Here is a 17599-nt window from a genome sequence, read left to right as displayed (position 1 = left end):
ATTAAATTTAAGCTGCTTGCAGCTCTTGATGGCTAAATTCCTCTTTGCTTATGTCGCCAGATCCCACAAGTGCTTTTAAAACGGTTTCAAGATCTTCTGGGGCTAATTCACCAGAGGAATGCCAGTTAAGAGAAAATAAAATTGTTGTTTGAGTTTGATTCATTGGGCCTGCAGTTCTCAAGGCGTTTGAATTTATTTCCAAGACATTAAAGGCCTAAATGCAAAAGCGACGCCTCGTAACAAACCATGTAACTTAAAATATTCTGTAGTTGTATTTATTTTGACATTTTTGGACTTCTTGCCCTAAATCGACCCGGCTGATTCGGTTAAATCCTTTGAAATACCAGTTTGCCACGAGGCCTGTGCTTAGAGAGGAAAGCTAAGCCAGGCAAATATACTTAAAGGAGCTACCGCAAAAATCGCATTTCCTAATTAACCATAAAGCTCTTTATACAGTCCCGCCTTTTTGGAAAGTTCAAGTTGAAATCCATCTGCAAAAGTTAAGATACATAGACATTTCAAGGTACCTCGGCGAGCAGCATCTTCTGTGCGGTTTCCAGCCCCAGAAGGGTTGGAAGCGTATCTTTAAGAAACCGGCGTAGCGCCCTTGCCGCCGTTTCATAAAAATAGTTTCTACTCGGCACCCATGAGGAAAAAAACCACACCGCAGCTTTTTGCTTTGGCTTTTTTGGCGGTTTTTGCTATCGGCACGGAAATGGGAAATGCGCGCGCCGATAACGAGCCCAACGCTGCCGCCCTTGGCGTAAAAGTGGAAACCTTAAGCCGCAGCGATCGCTCCTGGAATGGGGATCTACTCCCCAAGCTCAACGATGTGCAAGCAGAAGTAACCGTGTTGCGTATCACTGTGCCTGCCGGGGTAAGCCTGCCCCGCCATTTTCATCCGGTAATCAATGCCGGAGTGTTGTTGCAGGGAAGGTTGCGAGTTGAAAGCGACGATGGCGCTAGCCAATCTCTGCAACCAGGCCAGTCGATTATTGAAATGGTGAACAAAGTGCACCGAGGCATAAGCCTTGGTCCTGAGCCAGCGGTGATCGTGGTGGTTTATGTAGGCCCGAAGGGCAACCCCATCACGTTGCCAGCGGCCTCTGCGCACAATGAGAATCCCAACAAGCAAGCAGACGAGATCGTGAGCGTTCGACCGCTGACAACCGTAGACAGCAAGCAAGGTCTTAAACAGTTTGTGGGTATTTCAGGTGCCAACAGCGGCGCCCGTGGCCTTTCGATGAACAGGGTGGTGATTCCGCCTGGTGGGCAGGCAGCAGCGCATCGCCATGTGGGATCAGAATCGGCGATATTTTTATTGGCAGGTCGCGTAAAAACCTTCTACGGACCTTGCCTGGAGAAGTCGCTGATCAACCAAGCCGGCGACTTTCTATTCATCCCGCCGGGAGTTATGCACATGCCGGTGAACCTCAGCGCCAGTGAGGCAGCAATTGCAATCGTGGCCCGCAACGATGCAAACGAGCAAGAACATGTGGAGCTGCAAGCCCCTCCAGGGAAGGCCAAAAATTGCTTTTAAGCCAAGCTTTCGGAGTAACTTGCTATACGTTGTTTATAACAATTTAATGATTTATCAGTGGATGAATCATTAGTTGAGACACAACTTTAAAATCTTGAGTTATCAAAAGCCGATCCTAAGGCCAGTTTGTGCCCCCCAACTAGAGAAAGATGGATTGTTCCACTTATCGAATCCATCGTTTGTGTTATAGGAACTTGTGCCGCGATAAACAGCTTCTGCAAATACTTTTGATCTATGGTTAATTGCATATGAAAGTCCGGCTTTGGCTTGATAGCCAAACAAAGATTTTGAATAGCCTTGGTAGCTCAATCCAGGATCGGAAAATGCACCAACATTTAGAAATGTAAGCCCCATGCCAACACCCACATAAGGCGATAAACGCTTGCTTGCTAGTAGATCCCAGTAAACACTTGCGAAGGCGGAATTCTTGCGTGTTTGGCCACCCTGAACATATTTAAAATATTTACCCGAAACATTATTATAACCTTCTAGATTGCTTGCATCGAGTGCGTAAGTGAGCTCTAATCGTAATGGTTTAAATTCATAGCCAAGCCCCACTTCTCCAGAAAAACCGGGATTAGAAAATTCTGTAAATATGCCGCGCTCACCTTTTCCTACCCGATCAATTGGCCAATTTGCGCCAACACCAGTGGTTATATAAAAACCAGATAAGCCGCCTTGTGAAATGGGGGCACTTTCTTGGATTTGGATATCTTCCGGCTTCGCGGGGTTAGCAACTGAAACCATACAATAGGTAGCCAAAGATAAACATAAGCTCTTCAATACGTGCTTTTGTGAAAACATCTTTAAATAATGAGAGTATTTAGAACTTAACATTACTCCTTAATTCCGGCATTATGTAGATACTCTACAACAAATTCTGTTCGCATCATGGGCATCCCATTCGTGCACCCCAATGAGAGCAAGTCAAGGCTTACTGCCCTATCTAGCAATGATCTAAACCAAGAATGTTGCACCACCCTAGAACGCATTCCAGGTGCAGGTTTAAAGGGGGCGGGCTATCCGGAGAATGTGTTGGGCCAACTGATGCACAGTCCAGATCTGCTTGCTCCTTTCCTTAATTGGTGGGTTACCAGTAAGAGCTCTATGGCTTTCGCTGAGCGGCAGCAGGAGTTGGTGATCCTGCGGATTGGTTGCCTTTATGCCAGCGATTACGTTTGGAAGCACCATGTGCCTGTGGCGAAGGAGTTTGGCGTTAGCGACGAAGAAATTGAGGCAGTGCGGCTGGGGCAATTTGATGCTTTCAGCGCTTTAGAGAAGGCATTGCTCACCCTCACAGAAGCAATGGTGGAAGAGCGCAGCGTTTCCGCTGAGATTTGGGCTGCTTATGGAAGCCAGCTAAACCCCCAGCAGGTGATAGATCTGATCGCATTGGTTTCCCAATATGTATTATTTTCCCTTACTAATAATGTGTTGCAGGTGCCGATTGAAGAATCCTTACCTCATATACCCGGGCTAATTAATAAGTAAAACATAGTTGTTAATGTGATCAAATGACTTCAGGAACAACTGTGGTGGTGGGAGCTGCCCATGGCATCGGTGCGGCGATTGCACGTCGCGTCGCGCGGGAAACATGGACTAGCAAGCTCATAATCGCCGGCATTTCAGATGCGCCAATGCATTCTTTGGCGAGTGAATTGCGCCGTGATGATCTGCCAGTTGAGGTGGTGCATGTTGATTTGGCTGATCAAAGCTCTATTGCCGCCCTTGTGGCAGCAACAGGAGAAGCCGAGCGCGTTGCAATTGCAGCTGGGATCTATACAAGTGCTCCGGCGTTGGAAACAACACGTGAACAGATCGAAAGCGTTATGGCGATCAATCTATTTGGTGTTTTTTTTACAGCCCAAGGCTATTCCCGTGAAATGATTAGCCGCCGATCTGGATCAATTGTGGCGATTGGATCGATATCTGGTCGCTTTCCGCGCATGGGGCAGGTTGCCTATGGAGCAGCTAAAGCCGGAATGCGCCAAGCATTACGCATTCTTGCGCTCGAAACCGTTCCTCTCGGTGTGCGTATAAATGTGGTTTCGCCTGGGCCCACGGAAACGGAGATGATGCACAAACTTATGGCAGATCATTCCGATCTCAAAAATCTTGCCGCCGGTAATTTGGATTCATTTCGCCCAGCCGTACCTGATGCCAATGTGGGTCGCCCTGAGCAAGTAGCTGCTGCGGCAGCCTTTCTATTGTCTCCCGACTCGGCACATATTGCCTTTCATGATCTATATATCGATGGCGGTGAAACCCTTGGGATTTGAATTAAAGCTGATTTATAAAATATTTTATTGCAACCTTTACTCTGCTGTTACTGAACACAGTTAGCGAATTAGCTATGCCACAAGAAAATGTTTCCCAGCAAGATAAAAAATTAGGAAGTTTTCTTTTACGGGGCCTGCGAATCGGCGCTAGCACGATTTCAATAATAGAGTTGTTGCGCAACGACTGGACAGGTGGCATCAGCGCTGCTGTTGCCTGGCTCGTGTTTTTGCAGGTGGAGCGGCGATTGGCTCCTAGCTCTGCTGCATCAGAGTCGCAGGAAGATGACCGGTTTTAACCTAAATTGTGCAACCAGCCTCACTCCATGGCCTATGCACGCTGCCAGGGGGATTGCGCAGCCAGCTACCAGCGGGAGCTGTAAACTAGCTATGTTATTTAATGAAATGCAAAATTAAATGATTAATTTAACTGCAGAAGTTAATAAATTAATTGATCGCTATCAATTAATACCACATCCAGAAGGTGGCTGGTATCGGGAATTACACCGCAGCAAGTTGAACGTAATTCGTAGTGATGCTGAGAACCGATCTGCTTTTACGCTGATCCTTTTTTTACTGCCAAGCGGGCATGTAAGCCGATGGCATCGGGTTTCTAATGCTGATGAATCATGGCATTACATTGCCGGTGAACCATTGGAATTGTTTAGCCTTTCACCCGATGGTGGTGTACCAAATAAAATATCATTAGGATTTTCAACTAATGATGATAAGTTGTTGCCAGTATCTGTAATACCTGCCGGCTTTTGGCAAGCAGCACAAAGTAGTGGGGAGTGGAGCCTAGTTAGTTGCTGTGTGGGGCCTGGATTTTGTTTTGAGGATTTCAGTTTATTGGCTGATCTTCCTATTGGCGAGCATCCACAAGGAGCAATAACAAATTTTATTTAATTAATGCCTATGCTTGTGTAGATCCTTGTGTTTATGCTTGTGGGCATGGTCTTCCTTGAGCATAAATACTATCCCACTGATTTACAGGATGAGCACAATCTCCATAGGAGCTGGAAACCTTGCCCCAGTAAAACTTGTTATCAATACCCCTTCCAAGCCACTCACTTAGGCTATGGGTGCTGCAATACCGCCAATGATGGTTAGCAATAACAGCATTCCAAGATCTTGGCATTTAACCAAACTCTCTTGATTTCTTTTACCCCTAACTAAAGTTGCTATCAACAATGACGGTGAAGATCCCCCGTAGAGCAGCCCTGCCAAGCTAGGGGTGATCCTGTTTAGGTGAGGGTGCTAATCAGTGGAGTAATTAAACCAAAGGCGATTGCAGCAATCAAACCTGTTAGTAATCCTTAGCACGCAATAATCATAATTTCAGCATTAGTTGACGTTTTTACGATTTGCTCTATTATTATTTAAATGAATCAAATCTCACTTCATGGAGAAAACAATTTCAAACTCTAAGGTAAATGATGCGGCACTTAATGTTGTGGATGTTGTGATAATTGGTGGCGGTGTATCTGGACTAGTAGCTGCGCGTGAGATTGAACGCCAGGGTATGAGCACCGCCATTATGGAGGCGGCGCCGCAACTTGGCGGACGTTGTTTGAGACAGCAAACTATTCAGAACTGTTGGCTTGATCTCGGCGGACAGTGGATGGGTAAAACCCATAATTTATTCCAAGCCTTGTCTAAAGAATTGGGAATCGAAATATTTAAGAGTTATTTCGATGGAAACACTGTTCTTGTTTGGAATGGCAAACGCGTTGTTGTTCCAATGAGTAGTGATTGGGCGGGAACATTTCTTGATGTTTCCTATAACTGCGTCCCTGCTCTACCCAAAGATCGTGAAGCTGCCTTGAAATTGCATCGCGAGTTTTTGTCGTTGGTGGAAACTGTTAACGCAGAAAGCCCCTGGCAAACCCCGCTCGCTAGGGCGCTCGACACAGAAACTATTGAATCGTGGATGCGTAAGCGCACTGATTCTGATCTGGCTCACTCTATTTTGCGTTGGTATACACGGGTTGGAGGCTCGGGGGGGTTTGAAACGGGCGACGCCTCGATTCTTCATCTTGCTCAAACTCAAAAAGCCTCTCCCCAAAGTGAGGCCCCGGAAACCTGGCTGCTTAATGGAGCGGTTGGACAAATTCCAGAGCTATTGGCAGCTAAAATTAAAGGCCGAATTTTCTTAAACTCCCCGGCACAGTTGGTGCGCAAACGAACTGAAGCTGATTACGAAGTTGTAACTGCTAACGGAAATTCTTTCAATTGCCGGGCAGTAGTAGTGGCTATCCCACCTGCATTGCGTTCACGCATTATATTCGAGCCCAATTTGCCCTCAGATGTAACAAGGTTCTGCCAGCGATCACCGATGGGTTCGATGTTCAAAATTCTTACAGTTTATTCATCCGCATGGTGGAGAGATCAGGGTTTAAATGGATATGGCCAAGGAAATCTTGATACGGTTGCATTAACTGCAGATTCGTCACCCCGATCAGGCACCCCGGGCATACTTGCTTCTTTTGTGAGTGCTGACCGAGCAATTAACTTGGCAAAAGAAACAGCCGCTAAGCGCAAGCAATTGATTTTGCAGGATTTGATTACCTATTGGGGACCCCAGGCAGGAGATCCCATTGAGTACATTGAAAAAAACTGGAATGAAGAAAGCTGGATTACTGGAGCATTTTCTTCTTATCTAACTCCTGGAACATGGACAAGTGTTGGCTCTGCCTGGAGAGAACCGGTTGGGAATTTGGTATGGGCTGGAACCGAATCATCTCCGCGCTGGGCTGGTTATTACGAAGGAGCAATTCAGGCCGGCATTGATGCAGCTCAGGTGGTCAACAAACTACTGATTTAAAAGCAATTTAGGTGAGTTCTCTGGAAATTTCCTAGGTGGCAGATCTTTCAGCTACAGAAACTACATCTGTTGTTACGTCGCTTATTTTTAAAAGTTCGCTAAGCACTTGCTCAAAATCGTCTCGAGCTAGTTCCCCTGAGGAATTCCAATCTAAATTCACTAGAAATGAGTTTGGCATGGGTTTAAATTTCCAGCTGGGCGGAAAACTGAACTAAGTTCTCAAATCCTAACCGTTTTCACTGCTGGGTGACGTTTCGTAAAGCAAGCCGGCAGGTCGAATTCATCAATGGTGGCGCTAGGCACTAAATCATCATAAAAAGTATATGAACCAGCAATTAAAACCGTTATTTTTGCTCATTCCGTAGTATCTGATCTGTTTTCCTGCGGAATTCTCGATTATCCATTGATCTGGGTGTTCTTTGTTTTTTGAAAACCTTGCTTATCCACCATATTTGCAATCCGCCAAAAATAATCGCTACAATACCTAATTGAAAATAGCCCCAATTGAAATCTTCCAATGATAAAAAGAATCAACAAGCTAATATTAGCCCAAAAACGGCGCGTTGCTCGCACTTGCTTACCAGCAATACTATGCTGTTAAGGGAATTTATTATCCTGAATAGCCTTCTGAAATTTTTTCAATAACATCAGATTTCTTTATGAAATTTATTTCCCCTTTACAACTGTCACATCAATTTATAAACTTATTCGGTACTGATGTTTCTGTACATAATATTGATCGGATTCCAAAAAATAAAAGGATATTACTTGTAAGTAACCATCGCAGTGTTTTAGACGCTCCACTAATAATGTCTGTTATGAATCGTTCTGTACGTTTTATATGCCATCACTATATGAGTAGGGTACCATTACTTCGCGAACTTATTAGAGCGATGGGAGCGATCCCCCTTGATTCTCCCAACCAAAGACAAAAGAAATTTTTTGAGCGTTCAGTTGAACTACTTAAATCAAGGGAAATAGTTGGAATTTTTCCTGAAGGTGCGCAACCTATGGTTCAAAATAATCCACCTAATCAACTTAGTCGCTTTCATCGAGGATTTGCTCATTTGGCACTTCAAGCGCCGGTTGATGATTTAATAATTCTTCCTGTTGCGATAGAATCAATTGAAGAAAAAAAACATACACTTGCGCCATTAAAGCTATTTAGTTTATTAGATCCATCAGAGCCATTATTTCGTAAAGGGGGTTGGCACTCTGCGGTTGTATATAAACGTGCTCATTTGCATTTCGGTTTGCCTATTTCAATCGATGATGAACAAAAATCCAGGTATCGAGGTCATCATCGGTTTAGATTAGCTGAAGAGTTAAGCCAGTTATGCTCAGAACAAATTAGCGGTTTGCTCAAACAAGGCAATTTATAACCAATTTTTATTATGAAAAATATTTTGAAATTTCTAACTCCTTGCCCCTTAAAACCTCTGCTTCCATTACTAGTTTATTTACCTGGAATGGATGGTTCCGGCGAGTTAATTAAACTACAATTGCCTGAATTATCGGTTTTATATGATATTCGCTGTCTTTCGATCCCGTTGGATGATTTTACCGATTGGAATGAACTCGTAGAAATTCTTGCAAAACTTATCTGCAATGAGCGAAAATTATTACCTTCACGACCCATGATTCTTTGTGGTGAATCGTTTGGTGGTTGTTTAGCCCTCAAACTTGCAGCGCACTATCCGGATCTATGTGATCGTTTAATTTTAATTAATCCGGCTTCTTCTTTTAGGCGACGGCCATTCCTTGGATGGGGAGCTTCCGTATCCCATTGGTTGCCTAACTCACTTTACCACTTGTCTACATTTGCGCTTATTCCTCTCCTTATTGAATCAAGACGAGTTAATAGTGATAGTAGACAATCTTTACTTAAAGCCATGCAATCTGTTAGATCTTCTAGCGCTATATGGAGGCTCTCATTATTAAGCAGATTTGTTTTGGAACATTTACCATTGCATCAAATAAAGAATCCCGTTTTAGTATTAGCTTCTGGTGCTGATCGATTGCTCCCCTCCATTGAAGAAGCAAATAAATTAATCAACTATTTGCCTAATGCTAAAATGGTGATATTGCCAAGCAGTGGCCATGCCTGTTTATTGGAAACTGAAATAAGCCTAAAAAACATACTTGTTAATGAAAAATCTTTTATGAATTTAGGCTTTTCTTCTATAAGCTCAGTAATTGAATAGTTCTAATATGGTCTGGATCGCAATTATTTTTTAAATGTTTTGTCTACTGTTCCAGCAGGGTGCTCAGGGGGCGCATATAATACATAAAGTTTGAGGGTATTGTTTCCCTCGTTAATAATATTATGCCAAAAACCGCTAGGAATTAGAATTGCCCAATCGTCAGATACTTTTTTGTCAAAAGTCATTTTATTTTTCATCGTCCCCATTACTACACGGGCATTACCTTGCTCAACGCGGATAAACTGATCACCCACATCATGTTTTTCTAATCCTATTTCCTCGCCTGGCTTGAGCGACATAACAGTTAACTGGAGATTTTTACCTGTCCACATCGTGCTACGAAAATTAGCATTTGCTGCCGTTAATTTCTCAATATTTACTGCCCATGGTTTTTTGCCATTATCCTTGCCTAATTCAGGTTGTGCTATCGATGGGCTAGCAAAAACAGATGAAATAAGTATGCCGGCTACGGCTACTCTTGAAATGGAATTCCTAAGCATGGCATTTGTTAAACTTTGAACAATTCATAACACACTAAATTCTTTGTCAAGTCAGCAGGTTTTATCTCAGGATGAACAGCTGTAGTGGGATATTCCGCCGAGATTAAAGAATTGTTTCGGCTTTATTACATTGTATTTTGATTCTAATTCTTTTGATTGCTCTTTGTAAGGATTGCTGAATACATTTTGTAACTCTCTGATAAGTCTGTAATCTCCTTGCGCAGCTTTTTCGTATGCTGGAGCAATAAGCCATTCTCGCCAGGTTATATTTGGGTTGATGCTTTGCATCGCTTTAGATATGGCACCCAGCTCATTACCGCCCTTCAATTGAAGCTTCCATTTTTGTAGCCAATTGTTCCATCGTGCATCCAGCTGCTCTGAGCTAGGCATGTAAAAGCTCTCTTTTAACATTGAGAGATCCTCAGGGATTACAGATAGCCTGCGGAAAAAGACTGTGTAATCTGTTTTTGATAATATCATCAGTTCCAATAGTTCATTAACAAGTGATCTGTTGAAGCTGTTTAAGCCGAGTTTTTTTACCCACATTGCCTCAATTTCCTGTTGCATTACTTCTGCAAATTTCTCTCGAATTTGATCTAACCGGGCCAGGTTCTGAGCGTCGCCATCTAGCAGCTGCCTCAGAGATTTCCAAAACATTTCAAAATTAGCTTCTGCCGCCAAAGCTTGATTAAAAAATGAGAAATGTTCTCCGCCTCCAGTCCAAGGTTGAAAACTGGGATCAAACTGCTCGCAAAAGCCAAAGGGTCCGTAGTCGAGGGTGAAGCCCCCGGCCGCGCAGTTGTCGCTGTTGAAATTACCTTGGCAGTAGCCAACACGGAGCCAATTAGCAACCAGTTTGGTGAGCCTTGTGCGGAATAAAGTAGCCAGCTCAATTACTTGATTACTAAAATCCAAGCTCGGATCAATTTCCTGCCGGTAGTTGCGCTCAATTAGGTGTTCAACAATCATCTTCAGCTCATTTTGAGCATTTGGATGAGACTTGCTGCGGGCACGACGGGCAAATAATTCCAGTTGGCCCACCCGCAGGAAGGAAGGTGCTACACGTGTTGTAATTGCGGCGGGGTTATCTACCAAAATATCTGGATCGAGCGATTGTGAATTTGCTGAATACCATCCACGGCGCACTGTTTCAACTTGTGATACGTACAGTGTTAATGAGCGTGAGGTTGGTATTCCCAGGGCGTGCATAAATTCTTGGGCTAAAAACTCCCGCACACTGGAGCGAAGCACCGCGCGCCCATCAGCCCCGCGGCAATAAGGGGTTCTACCGCCGCCTTTTAGTTGCATCTCCCAGCGTTTGCCTTTAAATAACCCCTCAAATACCGAAATAGCCCGTCCATCGCCGTAGCCGTTTCCGGTCCCAAAGGGACATTGCTGCGTGTATTCACTGGCGTAGATCGATAACGCGTAACCCGTTGCCCACCCGTAGCCACGTATTGGTTTTTGTGCTGCTTTGATGTTTCCGGAAAATAGATTGCGGAATTGTTCGTTTTGAGCAAGGGCATCGCTGAGGCCTAACTCATTAAATAATGTTTTGCTATGCGCCACATATTTCGGCGCTGCTAGCGGTGTGGGTGTTACCGGCACGTAGTGCCCAGAAAACACTTGTCGGGGCATGTGATCATCACCATCCCATGTGGCTTGAGGGTCTGGTGTTAGTGAATCCAGAAGGGAGTAGTTGGCATGTTGAGCAAACTCTTCAAGTGTTGTTGTTTTCACTGATATCTCCATATTCGATCAATCCTCACGTGCGTTTAATTGTAAATGTGTTGCAGCCAAAACGTTGAATATCACAACATGGCAATCCCCAGAAGCGTGCGTGCCTTTGAACTAGTGCTTCAAGTATTGCATTGCGGCTTATGCCACAGCGATATCTCAATGCTTGATAACCATTGGGGCATGACCAGGCTTCCCCTAATCCCAGGCCATGAGGTGGTGGGTCGCGTTGTGAGGGCTGGGCTGGATAAGTGGTAGCTGTTCCCATTGCTGCCAATGCTTGGGCGGCAATGGCAATCTTTGTTCATCTCTGGAGGCCACAATCGTTGTCCGTGGAATAATTGTTTTTTCTCCATTTATTGACGAAGCTAAGGCCAACGAGGCAATTAGTTTTGGAGCGCACAGCTAAAAAGTATTGATCAACTTGCAGATCAGGCCGGACGGTTTTATCTTGTTATAAACCCTGTTATTAAACCCCTTAATTGGTCTGCGGTGATGGTTTCCCTTGCCCCCCGCGGAAAACTGCAGCAACTATGTGCTGTGCTTGATCCAATTCATCTAAATGCTTTCAATTTGATCATGGCGCGGCGATGTGCGATACCGTTTTGTACTCGATATGCATGAAAATTAAATGGTTGGGTTAGGGCCCCCAGCGCTGCGATTTTAAAAAAGTTAGTTCAACCAGTTGGCTTGCTTGATTACTGCCTGGTTTTAAATGCAATTTAAAGCCGCCAAGATCTAAATTACCCAGCTTTCGGAAGGCCTCTGCTAACTTTCCCCGGCTCGGGTTAGGGCCGGCTTTCTCTAATGCAGCAGTGAGCCAGCGAGCAGCTAAAAAACCTTCCAAGCTTGTATAGCCATAATGAGCATTATCCTTCTGACGTTGCATCATTTCCTGATATTGAGCTATCACGGGAATCCTGCGATTCCAAGGGAAAGGAAACACTTGAGAGATGCCAATCCCATCTGCCCGCCCGCCGGGTAGAGCATCTTGCAGGCCTTCAATTCCAACCGGTGAAAGGTTCATCAGCTGGGCCCTACTGCCCATGCTTGAAAGGTTGCGGCTTAGTGAAGCCGAGGTGGCAAATGTGTTTATGCTTAGTACCGCATTGGCTTTTGCCTTAACAATTTTTTGTGCCACTTGATATGTATCAATAGAGTTGCGTGGCAAACTCGATATCAAAACGGGCTTTAATTTGTGGCGCGCAAGTGCAATCTTCGCAGAACGAAGCCCGTCAATCCCATAGGCATCGGTTACGTGAAATACAGCTATTCTATGCCGGGCATCACGAACTAAGTGGTTGATAATTTTGTCGATTTCTGCTTGATAACTTGCTCTTAGGTTAAACACCATGGGCCTATAAGGATTTAATATATCTCTGGCCCCCGTTACGGGAGCCACAAATGGAATTCCAACTTTTTCAATTAGAGGTATAACTAATTTGGAATTTGGTGTACCAAAAAAACCAATAAGTGCGATTGCTTTTTCTCGGTGAATTAATTGATGGGTATTGCTTAGGGTTCTAGCTGGTTTATAATTATCATCAATACTTACCAAGCGAAGCTTGCGTTTGTGAATCCCGCCATTGCGATTAACTTCTGAAAACCAGGCAAGTATTCCATCTTGATAATCCTTAGCTGTTTGGGCAGATAAACCACTAAAAGGCGCCGACCGGCCAATAATTAGTTCTGATTCAGGAGTTTTCTCTTGTTGCAATCGAGGAGCGGAACGCCCTAGGGGCGGCGATATAAGCATTGACACTAGAAATAAGGATAAAAGCCAATCTGCACCTAAAGTAAAACCAAATTTTTGCTTCATTTTGGTGGGAAGGAACCGTCGCTGGAATTTTTTATCCATCTTTTCAATAGTAGTTGCTGCAATCCTGGCCTTAGGTGCGATCAGCGGAATCGATGTGGTTCCTTTGGAACCAAGGGATGAAGTGCGTCTCACAAGTTCATCTCGGGCTCTGAACATAGATCCAAAACAATTGCCCCCTAGCGGCTGGAGCACCTTACGCGGCGATCTACTTAATGCCAGTGAAGCGCAGGTTGATCGGATTGCTCTGGATAATGCTCCATATTGGGCCCAGGTTGGTGTTTATGCGAATACAACATCTGAGCTTGATTTGAGTATCCCCAGTTATGCCTCCGGGGGGTATATCTGGATGACATGGGGTGAATCATTACAACGTTACCTTGAGGCAGAAGGGGTTTCAATTAATCAACGCTTTAGTTTCCTTAATACACTTAGTAGTTCTACTCAGCCTCCAAGTTCAGAACTTACTCCGGTGGGTGATGGTGCAAAGAAGTTAGCTAATGGTGATTATTATCAGCTTTTTACCTACCGTGGTCAATATCTAATCGATCATGCAAATTTCCGACGTTTTCCATTCATGAGCATCAGTTTGCCTTTATTTATTGAACCGGATGATAATGATGGCAGTTTAAATTACAAGACACTTCGCTTAGACCCCGATATTCGTAATAGCGGAATTGGTTTCAATGCTCGAATTCTTGGTTGGCTAAATCAAGGCTGGTCTATTGCTGAATATCGTCACCAATATGCAACAAATTTTGGGCAGGGTGGGGATGAAAGTGATTACAGTGTTGTACTTTTTGAAATTTCTTTTGGTACATCATCATGGGCTTCTGTTTGGCGTTTATTGCTTCCATTGGTTGTATTAATGTCTATGGTGCTCTTAGTCTTTAAGGTTCGTGCTGATGAGCAAGATGCCCGCGCAAGCATCCCGGTTACTGTACTGCTAACCCTTGTTTTTCTGCAACAAACTTACCGGGCTGATCTTCCCGTTTTGCCTTTTCTTACTTTCCTTGATCAGGTTTATATAGTTTCCTATATAGTAACGCTAGCTGCTTTTGTATTAGTTCTTTGGATTGCTCGTCGCTATGGTGATATTGAAGACTTGGAAGATCCAATAGCCAAGGCAGCTTTGCTCAAGCATCTGCACCGTTTGGATGATACTTGGCCACTTCTTGTTACTTTACTAGGCGGATCTGCGATTGCGATATGTTGGATTACAATTCCTAATGTTGCTAGTTTTTCGATCGGATAGCTTTCAATTTCTTCATGCTTTTTGCTTATTGGGTTTATCACCTGAAGAACTTTGTTAATATTATATAAACTCCACAACTATGGCTCTAAGCATTCCAGGCACATTTCCCCAAACGCTGATGTTGCTTGGCAGTGGAGAGCTGGGTAAGGAGGTGGCTATCGCGGCGCAGCGCCTTGGTTGCCGCGTAATCGCAGTAGATAGTTATGCAGATGCTCCCGCTATGCAAGTTGCTGATCTGGCTGAAGTTGTGGCGATGGGTAATCCAGATGCCCTTAAGGCGGTAGTGCGCAAATATCAGCCTGATTTGGTTATCCCAGAAATTGAGGCTTTAGCGGTGGATGCGTTAGCTGAGCTTGAAGCTGAAGGTATCACTGTTATCCCCACCGCTCGCGCCACTTCGGTAACGATGAATCGCGATCGAATTCGTAATGTTGCGGCAACAGATCTTGGGCTGCGTACGGCAGGGTTTGCTTATGCCAACAACAGTGCAGAGCTTGCTGCAGCGGCTGAAAAGCTTGGCTTTCCTGTAGTGGTGAAGCCTGTAATGAGTTCGTCTGGTAAAGGGCAGAGCGTGGTAGAAACACCTGAGGCGATATCCGCTGCCTGGGACTTTGCTATGGCAGGTGCTCGCGGCGAAGGAGAACTTGTAATAGTTGAGGAATTTATTCGCTTTGAACTTGAAATTACCCTATTAACGGTGAAGCAGTGGAACGGACCAACATTATTTTGTCCGCCGATTGCACATATTCAAGAGCGGGGTGATTACCAATGCAGCTGGCAGCCCGCTCAGATTCCAGAGGCTTGCCTAATGAAAGCGCAGGCAATGGCGTTAGCTGTTACTAATAATTTAGGTGGAGCAGGCTTGTTTGGGGTGGAGTTCTTTTTGTGCAGATCGGATGCTAGTAATGCGGCTGATTCGCAGTATGAGCTGATTTTTTCAGAACTTTCTCCAAGACCTCATGACACCGGTTTAGTAACTTTGCTTGGCCAAAATTTAAATCAATTTGAACTTCATCTAAGGGCAATATTGGGTTTACCAATTCCTGCAATTTATAGCCTTGGTTCTTCTGCTAGCAGAGTTATTCTGGCCCATGAGAATTCAGCAGCGGTTAGCTATGAAGGTGTGGCAGCTGCACTGGCCGAGATCGATACTCAGGTGTTGATATTCGGAAAATCTGAAGCAAGGCCCCATCGCCGCATGGGTGTGGCTCTCGCTCGAGGCGCTAATGAGGCAGACGCAAGGCGTAAGGCAGACAATGCTGCTGCACAGATCAAGGTGCTTAGCAGTTGAAGCAATGCCAAATTCACCAGTAGTGCGGCATAATCCCTTTGAGTTTCACTACCCAAAATTCAAATGAAAGACGACGACTTTTATTTAGATGGTGATAATGACGATGATTCAGCAGCATCCATCGCTGATCTGGGCGCTGAGCACTGGCAAGAAGAAATTGAATTTCTTGAACAGCGTTTACGCGGTGATCAAGGTGAGATTGATAAAGACGATAGAGATACTTGCCTAGAAGCATTGGCAATGGCCAAGGAGAATCTTGCTGCCTCCTTGAAAAATTAAATAGTTTAATATTAAGGCATGTTTGTTTATTTTAGTCTATTTACGTTTGTTTTAGTTTATTTTTTGCATCTGCCACGTAACAAACGTTCCGATTGGGCTCCATAACAGAAAGGGAATTAGTAAAAATGCGGAAATTATTGAAATCTGAATTACCTGTGTTAGTAAAACACCTCCCCACAGCCAACCTGCAAATGCTATTAAGGTTCCAGTTTTGATTTTTCTTTGTTTGCACATAATAAATTTATAGCTTTGCACTAACAGCAACAAGATTACGTATAATATCATTATAAATAGATTCCAGCTTTTATACCATGCCGTTAAGGCTGAAAAATAGAAGCATCCATAAATAAAGATCCAAATTAGAGGTATAAAACGTTCGAAATTCAGCCAAGCCGGTCTTTTTAAGTTCATAAACCAAGCAAACTCCTTTTTACTTGGATTTAAGATGCCCCCCACTATGATTATTACCAGTAGGATTGATATTGCAGCAAGCATCTAAATTAGTGGAGATGCTTCCACTAGCAATTCATCTTCTGGAGAAGGGCTTGGTATTAATTTAAGTGTTAGATTTTGATTTGGAAGCAATGATAGATGGATATTTTTAAGTAGTCCAACTGTGAGCAACCTAATTTCAAGTTCTGCAAGCGATTTGCCAAGGCATACTCTTTCGCCACCCCCAAAGGGCAACAGCGTTATTTTTGTTTCCTTTTCTGTATGTCGTTGCGGCCGAAATTTGTTTAGGTCAGTGGAATCAGTGCCATTGCGCTGGCTTGCAGCAATGCTCACTTGCACCACTCGATTTGGAGGCACCAATACCCCGGCTAAGGCGATCGCCTCTTTTGTGATCCGAAAGAAGCCGCCAACTGGTGGCGTTAACCGCATTACTTCTTTAATAACCGCTTCAAGCCTCGGTGCTCTTTGAGCGTCGTATTCAATTGCTTCATTGCCTTCAATTGGCGGCCAAGGTAGATTTACAAGTTCTTCTAATAACCAATTTAAATCCGTTGGATGTTGCAGCAGGCTTAAAACAAGGCAGCTGAGCGATGATGCAGTTGTTTCGTATCCTGCAAATAACAGCAGTAGCAATTGTTCAGCTAAATCTTCATCGGTTAGTGGAATTCCAGCTTCATCAAGACCCCCGGCCAGAAGATCAAGGCCACCCATTGATGTGGTTTGAGCTTTTTCTAATACAGAACTAATTCTGCGCATAAGTCTTTTACGGGCTTGAAATGCTTTTGCATATGGGCTGCCCGGAATAGCAATCGGTATGGAGAACAAACCTTCACACCAGGTTTCAAAATCTATGAATAGAGCGTTGCAATCAGCTTGATCTAATCCCAATACCGTGTTCGCAATAACACTGAAGGCAAACCTCCTTAGTTTTGGCACCAATGCCACTGGTGAATGCGTAGTTAGGAGATCTCGATTGAGCGCTTTAACTAAGAGCACAATCGTTGGGCTATAGCGATTTAAAGCAGCGCTTGTAAAAAGTTGACTCACAACACGACGGCGCGCTTTGTGGCCGGCACCATTTCTGTTTGCAAGCGATAAGGATCCCAGCAGTTTTTTTACACTTTCAGGCCACCAACCCTCCACAGCATCAGCTTGGTTGAAAAGGTCGTTGATTGCCCTCTCACCGCGAATAAAAACTGTGCGCTGGCCCAGCAGGCTCGTTTCGTATACATCGCCGTAGCGCTCAAAGCGCGATTGGGCGAAATCGGGATCTCGAAAAAAAGCAAGCGTTTCCATAACGCCGCTTACAGCAGGGGTACTGGGCAGTGGCAAAAGCTCTGATGTATCGATGATTTCCCCGCTGTAAGGCCTGTTTCGACCCTAACAAGCTCAGCTGAGCGGCGGGCTATTTACTTTTCCGCAAT

20 protein-coding genes are annotated in these 17599 nt (G+C 44.3%); 12 read left to right on the top strand and 8 right to left on the bottom strand.

The genetic code is table 11. The annotated features are described in order from the left end of the window. Window positions 1–7: 7 nt before the first annotated feature. Window positions 8–163 (bottom strand): hypothetical protein, encoded by a 156-nt coding sequence (locus AC2JC8_RS07845; protein ID WP_484401957.1) that lies wholly within the window; start codon window positions 161–163, stop codon window positions 8–10. Between the two features lie 483 nt (window positions 164–646). On the opposite strand from AC2JC8_RS07845, the gene AC2JC8_RS07840 reads away from it, so the two are divergent. Further along, a complete protein-coding gene (locus AC2JC8_RS07840; protein WP_484420158.1) occupies window positions 647–1540 on the top strand; it encodes a cupin domain-containing protein in 894 nt (297 codons plus the stop codon). A 102-nt stretch (window positions 1541–1642) separates the two neighbouring features. Here AC2JC8_RS07840 and AC2JC8_RS07835 read toward each other — a convergent pair whose 3' ends face one another. Continuing rightward, window positions 1643–2377, bottom strand: coding sequence for an outer membrane protein (locus AC2JC8_RS07835; protein WP_484594472.1), 735 nt, complete (start codon window positions 2375–2377; stop codon window positions 1643–1645). A 54-nt stretch (window positions 2378–2431) separates the two neighbouring features. Between AC2JC8_RS07835 and AC2JC8_RS07830 the strand changes: the two genes are divergently transcribed. The 5 genes from AC2JC8_RS07830 (at window position 2432) to AC2JC8_RS07810 (ending at window position 6640) form a co-directional block, all read left to right on the top strand. Beyond that, entirely contained in the window at window positions 2432–3031 is a 600-nt protein-coding gene (locus AC2JC8_RS07830; RefSeq protein ID WP_484401197.1) for a carboxymuconolactone decarboxylase family protein, read from the top strand. Window positions 3032–3054: 23 nt separating this feature from the next. After that, window positions 3055–3819 (top strand): SDR family NAD(P)-dependent oxidoreductase, encoded by a 765-nt coding sequence (locus AC2JC8_RS07825; RefSeq protein ID WP_484594471.1) that lies wholly within the window; start codon window positions 3055–3057, stop codon window positions 3817–3819. A 74-nt stretch (window positions 3820–3893) separates the two neighbouring features. Continuing rightward, window positions 3894–4115 (top strand): hypothetical protein, encoded by a 222-nt coding sequence (locus tag AC2JC8_RS07820; protein ID WP_484420161.1) that lies wholly within the window; start codon window positions 3894–3896, stop codon window positions 4113–4115. 118 nt (window positions 4116–4233) lie between these two features. After that, the gene (locus tag AC2JC8_RS07815) at window positions 4234–4722 is read left to right on the top strand and encodes a cupin domain-containing protein (protein WP_484401201.1); all 489 of its coding nucleotides are present in this window, start codon (window positions 4234–4236) and stop codon (window positions 4720–4722) included. A gap of 547 nt (window positions 4723–5269) precedes the next feature. Beyond that, window positions 5270–6640, top strand: coding sequence for a flavin monoamine oxidase family protein (locus AC2JC8_RS07810; RefSeq protein WP_484594470.1), 1371 nt, complete (start codon window positions 5270–5272; stop codon window positions 6638–6640). A 31-nt stretch (window positions 6641–6671) separates the two neighbouring features. Here AC2JC8_RS07810 and AC2JC8_RS07805 read toward each other — a convergent pair whose 3' ends face one another. Next, complete coding sequence (locus AC2JC8_RS07805; RefSeq protein WP_484594469.1) at window positions 6672–6800, bottom strand: hypothetical protein; 129 nt, start codon at window positions 6798–6800, stop codon at window positions 6672–6674. A 499-nt stretch (window positions 6801–7299) separates the two neighbouring features. Between AC2JC8_RS07805 and AC2JC8_RS07800 the strand changes: the two genes are divergently transcribed. Together AC2JC8_RS07800 and AC2JC8_RS07795 are read left to right on the top strand one after the other, a co-directional pair. Next, window positions 7300–8022 (top strand): lysophospholipid acyltransferase family protein, encoded by a 723-nt coding sequence (locus AC2JC8_RS07800; protein ID WP_484594468.1) that lies wholly within the window; start codon window positions 7300–7302, stop codon window positions 8020–8022. A 12-nt stretch (window positions 8023–8034) separates the two neighbouring features. Then, entirely contained in the window at window positions 8035–8844 is an 810-nt protein-coding gene (locus AC2JC8_RS07795; protein ID WP_484401207.1) for an alpha/beta fold hydrolase, read from the top strand. A gap of 23 nt (window positions 8845–8867) precedes the next feature. Here the strand turns inward: AC2JC8_RS07795 and AC2JC8_RS07790 are convergent, their stop codons facing one another. Both AC2JC8_RS07790 and AC2JC8_RS07785 read right to left on the bottom strand, forming a co-directional pair. Continuing rightward, entirely contained in the window at window positions 8868–9344 is a 477-nt protein-coding gene (locus tag AC2JC8_RS07790; protein WP_484594467.1) for a cupin domain-containing protein, read from the bottom strand. A gap of 66 nt (window positions 9345–9410) precedes the next feature. Continuing rightward, window positions 9411–11096: a protein adenylyltransferase SelO family protein gene (locus tag AC2JC8_RS07785; RefSeq protein ID WP_484594466.1), complete on the bottom strand. Its 1686-nt coding sequence runs from the start codon at window positions 11094–11096 to the stop codon at window positions 9411–9413. A gap of 66 nt (window positions 11097–11162) precedes the next feature. Between AC2JC8_RS07785 and AC2JC8_RS07780 the strand changes: the two genes are divergently transcribed. After that, a complete protein-coding gene (locus AC2JC8_RS07780; protein ID WP_484594465.1) occupies window positions 11163–11339 on the top strand; it encodes an alcohol dehydrogenase catalytic domain-containing protein in 177 nt (58 codons plus the stop codon). Between the two features lie 382 nt (window positions 11340–11721). Here the strand turns inward: AC2JC8_RS07780 and AC2JC8_RS07775 are convergent, their stop codons facing one another. After that, the gene (locus tag AC2JC8_RS07775; RefSeq protein ID WP_484401220.1) at window positions 11722–12837 is read right to left on the bottom strand and encodes an ABC transporter substrate-binding protein; all 1116 of its coding nucleotides are present in this window, start codon (window positions 12835–12837) and stop codon (window positions 11722–11724) included. Window positions 12838–12904: 67 nt separating this feature from the next. On the opposite strand from AC2JC8_RS07775, the gene AC2JC8_RS07770 reads away from it, so the two are divergent. The 3 genes from AC2JC8_RS07770 (at window position 12905) to AC2JC8_RS07760 (ending at window position 15722) form a co-directional block, all read left to right on the top strand. Further along, the gene (locus AC2JC8_RS07770) at window positions 12905–14152 is read left to right on the top strand and encodes a ligand-gated ion channel (protein WP_484420168.1); all 1248 of its coding nucleotides are present in this window, start codon (window positions 12905–12907) and stop codon (window positions 14150–14152) included. A 79-nt stretch (window positions 14153–14231) separates the two neighbouring features. Beyond that, window positions 14232–15443, top strand: coding sequence for a formate-dependent phosphoribosylglycinamide formyltransferase (gene purT / locus AC2JC8_RS07765; protein ID WP_484401215.1), 1212 nt, complete (start codon window positions 14232–14234; stop codon window positions 15441–15443). A 63-nt stretch (window positions 15444–15506) separates the two neighbouring features. After that, complete coding sequence (locus tag AC2JC8_RS07760; RefSeq protein WP_484401216.1) at window positions 15507–15722, top strand: hypothetical protein; 216 nt, start codon at window positions 15507–15509, stop codon at window positions 15720–15722. A gap of 51 nt (window positions 15723–15773) precedes the next feature. On the opposite strand, the gene AC2JC8_RS07755 is transcribed toward AC2JC8_RS07760, so the two are convergent. Together AC2JC8_RS07755 and AC2JC8_RS07750 are read right to left on the bottom strand one after the other, a co-directional pair. Beyond that, window positions 15774–16217, bottom strand: a complete 444-nt coding sequence (locus tag AC2JC8_RS07755; protein WP_484594464.1) for a tryptophan-rich sensory protein — start codon at window positions 16215–16217, stop codon at window positions 15774–15776. After that, entirely contained in the window at window positions 16218–17471 is a 1254-nt protein-coding gene (locus AC2JC8_RS07750; protein ID WP_484594463.1) for a cytochrome P450, read from the bottom strand. It lies immediately after the preceding gene. Between the last annotated feature and the right edge of the window lie 128 nt (window positions 17472–17599).

It is taken from the genome of Synechococcus sp. (genome assembly GCF_982614295.1).
Note: the sequence above shows the minus strand (reverse complement) of the source record. Positions and strands in the feature narration are given on the sequence as shown.